Annotated in this window: 2 protein-coding genes and 1 pseudogene; 1 reads left to right on the top strand and 2 read right to left on the bottom strand. The window is 64.9% G+C overall.

Annotated elements, in window-relative coordinates; genetic code table 11:
* Positions 1 to 133 (top strand): annotated as a pseudogene (locus tag F3J14_RS34880) (membrane dipeptidase); the annotation flags it as partial.
* Positions 134 to 237: 104 nt separating this feature from the next.
* Here F3J14_RS34880 and F3J14_RS34875 read toward each other — a convergent pair.
* Together F3J14_RS34875 and F3J14_RS34870 are read right to left on the bottom strand one after the other, a co-directional pair.
* Positions 238 to 495, bottom strand: a complete 258-nt coding sequence (locus tag F3J14_RS34875; RefSeq protein ID WP_006477667.1) for a DUF3567 domain-containing protein — start codon at positions 493 to 495, stop codon at positions 238 to 240.
* A 244-nt stretch (positions 496 to 739) separates the two neighbouring features.
* On the bottom strand, positions 740 to 1,640 hold a 901-nt coding region (locus F3J14_RS34870), incomplete at its 5' end, for a DUF3108 domain-containing protein (protein WP_166726748.1).

Raw genomic sequence — 1,640 nt, 5'->3', positions numbered from 1 at the left:
CATCTTCGGCTTCCAGAACTCGTATGCGTTCGAGGACAATCTCGGCTACATCGAAGTGTTCAAGGAACTCGGCGTGAACGTGGTGCAGCTCTGCTACAACACGCAGAACCTCGTCGGCACGGGCTCCATCAAAGGAAAACCCCCGCCGGCGAACCGGACGGGGGCTTGGATCAGAGTGCTCGCGGCGCCGCGCCAGCGCGCGGCGATTGGCCCGGCGATGCGCCGGACCGGGCGTCGTCAGTGCAGGACGACGGGCATCATCATCAGGCTGTCGAACTGTCCGAGGAATTCGTCCACTTCGTCGAGCGACGGCTCATCCTCGATCAGCTGTTTCACGTGTGCGCGGAAACGCTCGGCAAGTTCGCCGTCAATGAAGATCTCGCGCTGCGCGTTCTTGTCGACGATTTCGTATCCGCCGGCATTCATCAGATGGTGGCCGGCCTGCGGCGCAAATTCGACGACGCAGTAGTTGGGGCTGTTGTAGATCATTTGCATGGCGGCACTCCTCTTCGCAGTGGCATCTGGCCTTGTTGTCCCGTAGGTGGGGCAGGCTGTGCCGGTTTCAAGGGGCTTGCGCTGCACACCCCGTTCTCCCGTTTGCGTGGGGTGTATTGGTTAGAAGCCGATGTCTATCAAACGTTTCTTATTGTGATCCGGTGCACTGAAATAGTTGTTAAAGAGTGTCATCGGCCATTTCGGCCATCACTTTAATCGGTCGAAATTGCCGATCTGTCGGTCGTCACGGCGCGGCGGGCGTCGACGCGGGCGGTGAACCCGTGGGCGCGGACGGTTGCACGTCCGCCGGCGGCGCGGGTTGTGCCGATTGTGCCGGCTCCGCGGCGGGTGCCACGGCAGCCGGGGTGCTGGCGGGCGCATTTGTTGCGCGTGGCGTCGCGCCGTCGGCAGGTGCGCTCGGCGGGGCGAGCCGGCCGTGCCACAGCAGCTCGATCTGCGCGCCGTTCGGTTCCGATTGTACGAGCCTCGCGGGCAGCCAGTCGAGCGACGGTGCGAGCCACATGTCGATGCGGCGCGTGTCGCCCGCGCGGCGCGGCAGCCGCATGAAGTGGCGCGCGCGAACGATGCCGGTCTGCGTCTGCACGTCCTCGTCGCCGATCACCGTGATCGGCCAGGTCTCGCCGCTGTTGTTGTCGATCACGAAGAACTGTTGCGTGACGCCCGGCTTGTACGCGGACGGATTGCCGCGCACGAGCCCCGACAACTGCATCAGCATGCTGAAGCGATCCTGCACGCCGTCGGGCAGCGGCGCGTTGTTCGGCGTGCGCGTGAAGACCACCTGACGGATCTCGCGGTTGAAGATCGCGATGTCCTCGGGGCGCTTGCCGCGTTTCTCGACATATCGATCGGGCGCGACGCCGAATGCGTCGACGCGGCCTTCGCTGCGGTACGTGAACGGACCGACGAACGGCACGGGCATCGACACCGACAGGTCGTAGGTGCGTCCGTCGGTGCGCCAGTGGATCGTGCCGATCATGTTCTGCATCCCGTTGTAGAACGTATCGTATTGCAGATCGCCGGACGACGGCGCCACGAACTTCACGCCGCTCGTCGCGGGGCCCGGCGTCGCGGCACTGCTGGCGCCGCCGGCCGATGCCGCGTGCGTGCCCGATGCGCCTTCCGTA

The organism is Burkholderia sp. Tr-862 (genome assembly GCF_011753085.1).
Classification (GTDB): Bacteria; Pseudomonadota; Gammaproteobacteria; order Burkholderiales; family Burkholderiaceae; genus Burkholderia; species Burkholderia ambifaria.
This window is presented reverse-complemented; position numbering and strand designations above follow the sequence as displayed.

Bases quoted from the DNA above. Each gene is read 5' to 3' on its own strand.
- F3J14_RS34875 (WP_006477667.1), bottom strand. From the start codon at position 495: ATGCAAATGATCTACAACAGCCCCAACTACTGCGTCGTCGAATTTGCG.